The organism is Pyrinomonas sp. (genome assembly GCF_040289685.1).
In the GTDB taxonomy this organism is placed as follows: domain Bacteria; phylum Acidobacteriota; class Blastocatellia; order Pyrinomonadales; family Pyrinomonadaceae; genus Pyrinomonas.
On the sequence record NZ_PSLQ01000117.1, the window covers coordinates 1 to 3405 of the forward strand.

The 3405-nt window shown below is 58.4% G+C and carries 2 protein-coding genes; both read right to left on the reverse strand.

Going from position 1 to position 3405, the window contains the following annotated elements:
* Positions 1 to 281: 281 nt before the first annotated feature.
* Positions 282 to 1721: a dicarboxylate/amino acid:cation symporter gene (locus C4334_RS14465; protein WP_352432797.1), complete on the reverse strand. Its 1440-nt coding sequence runs from the start codon at positions 1719 to 1721 to the stop codon at positions 282 to 284.
* Between the two features lie 111 nt (positions 1722 to 1832).
* On the reverse strand, positions 1833 to 2714 hold the full coding sequence (locus tag C4334_RS14470) for an NAD(+)/NADH kinase (protein ID WP_352432798.1): 882 nt from the start codon (positions 2712 to 2714) through the stop codon (positions 1833 to 1835).
* Positions 2715 to 3405 lie beyond the last annotated feature (691 nt).

Below are 3405 nucleotides of genomic sequence, written 5' to 3' on the forward strand. Positions count from 1 at the left end.
CCCCTCAATGAATTGAGGGGGATTACAGCCCACTCGCGCTCCCCCGTTTTTCTAACCCAGCCGGATCGCGCCTTCGTCCGTAAGCACGTCCCGTTCCGCAAACGGCAACGACGCGGGACGGTGCAGTTTCGCCGCTCCGCGAGCGTATAGAGCGCACAACCACACTCTTTTCAGCATGATTCTCGTACAACCGCGCTCCGCATCGGTGTTTTCATTCCGTTCTTTGTTCGAGCGTTGCCGAGAACGCATTTGCGGCGCACCTCTAGCGCAATGGCTGTTTCTCATTCCGTTCTTTGTTCGATCACCGTTGGGGCAAGCCCTTCTGCTGAAGACGTGCGCTCGCCGAGCAGGCGATACCCTTCCGAACGCGCAACATACGTGGCCGCCGTGATGTCGCCCGTGACGTTGAGCGTCGTGCGGCACATGTCGAGGATGCGATCCACGCCGAGGATGATGGCGATCAAAGCGGGATTGACCCCGATGCTAGCCAGCACCAACACGATGAAAGGGATCGAGCCGGAAGGCACGCCCGCCGTGCCGATGCCGCCGAGAATGGCAAGATAAGCGACCATGACCTGTTGGCCGAGCGACAGTTCGACGCCGGCAAGCTGCGCTAGAAAGAGCACCGTCACGCCTTCATACAAAGCCGTGCCGTTCTGGTTGGCCGTTGCGCCAACCGTCAACACGAAACTGTTTATCTCGCGCGGAACGCCTAAATTCTCCTCCGAGACGCGCAGCGCGGTGGGCAACGTCGCGTTGGAAGAACTGGTCGAAAAGGCCGTCAGCATCACCGTCTTGATGCGTCGAAAGAACTCCACCGGCGAGATACGCGAGAGGAAGTAGACGGAGAGCGAATAGACGCCGAACATGTGGATTGAAAGACCGAGCAGCACGGTCAGCACGAACCACGCGAGCGCGCCCAACAGATCCAAACCGAAACGCGCCGTGTTGTTGAACAAAAGGCACGCGACGGCAAAAGGCGCCAGCTTCATGATGATGTCGATGATCTTAGCCGAGACCTCATATAGGCTCTGCAATCCGCGGATGAGCGGAGCCGCCGTCTGTTCAGCGACCAACGTCAGCGCAACGCCCAACATCAACGCGAAGAACATTAAGTGAAGCATGTTGGGCGTCTCGCTGGCGACGGCGGCGATGGGATTGGCCGGAACGATCGATTTGACAACCTGCAAGGCCACCGCTTCGTTGCCCACGCCGCTCTTTTTGGCCTCTTCGACGCGCTTGGCAGCATCCGAACCGTAACGCTGCTCCAACGCCGCCGCCGTCTGCTCCGAGATGCGTTCGCCGGGCCGAACCGTGTTGGCCAAAGCGATGCCGATAGCGACCGAAATGGCCGAAATCACCAGCGTGTAAGCGAAAGACTTCACGCCGACGCGCCCAAGCTTTCGCACGTCGCCGATGCCAGCAACGCCCACCACCAGCGACGAGAAGACGAGCGGGACGACGATCATCAACAGCAACCGCAAGAACAATTGGCCGATCGGTTCGGTGACGTTCGAAACGAACCAGACCACGCGCGGGTCGTTGCCGCCCAAGGCGATGTTGACGCCAACGCCGAAAAGCACGCCAATTACCAAACCGAGCAGGATGCGGCGATGAAGCGGCATCCCTTTTGGCTGGTCGGCTGTTTTCTCGTCGAGGTCCGTCGTCACTTCCCGCTCAAAGCGGTCGGGCGCGATTTCGTTTGGTAACCTCTCGTTCATCTGCCCTCGTACGCTGAACTTTCTGTAGCTCAAAAGATCTCTCGAAGCGAGGCGCAACCGCACAAAGCTTCTTGCATCTCGACACCCTCTTGCTCGATCGCGCGAGGGATTCTACCTTCCCCAACTCAATTTGTCGCGCAACACGTCGAAATAGTTCCTGTTGGGCGGTTGCACGAGGTTGAACGCGGTGCGACTTTTCCGCACGCGCACTACATCTCCCACTTCGAGCGGCAATCCGATCTGCCCATCTAACGTCAGGACCACTTCTTCGCGCGTCCTTAAAGCGAGTTCGATGAGCGCGTCGTCTGGCACGACAATGGGGCGGTTCGAAAGCGTGTGCGGACAAATCGGCGTGATCACGACGGCGCTCATTGAAGGATAGACAATCGGACCGCCAGCGGAAAGATTGTATGCCGTTGACCCCGTCGGCGTGGAGACGATCAGTCCATCGGCGCGAAAAGAATTGACGAATTGACCGTTCAAGCGCGCTTCGATCTCGATGATGCGCGCCAGCGCTGCCTTGCTGATGACGACATCGTTGAGCACGCGGTCGCGTGCCAGCATCTGCCCTCCGCGCACCAGTTCGGCTTCCAACATCACGCGCTGATCCAGCTTGTACTCGCCTTCAAGCACCGTCTCAAGAGCGGCGAGCATCTCTTCGGTGCGAAACTCCGCAAGGTAACCCAACCGACCGTAGTTCACGCCGAGCACCGGAATCTCATGCGCGCCAACAATGCGCGCCACTGAAAGCATCGTGCCGTCGCCGCCAAGCACGACGATCAAATCCACGGATTCGGCAAGTTTTGACCGCGCCACGGTCGGGATCACGCATCCGGTTTCCGCTTCAATGCGCTGCCGGTCTATCTCTAGACAGCCGATCAACTCCACATTTCGTTCGGCCAACCACTGCGCCAAATGGCAGATGGTGCGCGTCGCTTCCGGCTGGTTGGGTTTGACGATGACGCCGATTCGTTTGATTCGCGGAGTAGACATCTGCTCGCTGCACCGACCGCGCTTTGACGCGCCGCTTTTGAGCCATCGAAACGAAACGGATGATATGCGCGTCCATGAACCAGTGTCAACGCGCATCCGGAGAACATCGCGCGAAACGTCACGCAAAGGCGGGGCCGCCAACCCAACGGCAAGCCTCGATCCGGCGCTCAATAGCTAGCGTCTCGCGTTCGGCAAAGACTCTGTTTGAACGGGGCACGCCATCAGCTTCAGGGGCTCAACTTTTCCACAACGGCGTGCCCGTCGGCGTGAACGAAACGCTCATCTGCTTAAGAGATCAACGTTCAGAGGCTCAACTTTTCCACAACTGTGGAGGCTGTACGTCAATGTTCAAACCTTGGCCCACAAGCGATTGGCGATCCGCTGCAACCTATGCGGAATTTCGTTCACCTACCGTTCGCCTCCGCGCCGCGGTCTTTCCCTTACTTCAAGCATATCTTCAACTTAGCCATCCGAAGTAGCGGCAAGGGCGGTCTTTACACCGTTTCAGGGCCATGCTAAAGTCTGCCCGCCCTCGTCGCCTAAACGGTTGAGACATAAGAGCTTATGGGCGACGGCGGCACATCATATGGCGGCGTTCGCCCAACGTCTGCCCCAAATATTGAGATGGAGCAGACCAACGAAGCCGAAATCGAGTTTCATCGAGCGTTCAGGCCGGTCAATTATGGAGATA

Bases quoted from the DNA above. Each gene is read 5' to 3' on its own strand.
- C4334_RS14470 (WP_352432798.1), bottom strand. From the start codon at position 2,714: ATGTCTACTCCGCGAATCAAACGAATCGGCGTCATCGTCAAACCCAAC.
- C4334_RS14465 (WP_352432797.1), bottom strand. From the start codon at position 1,721: ATGAACGAGAGGTTACCAAACGAAATCGCGCCCGACCGCTTTGAGCGG.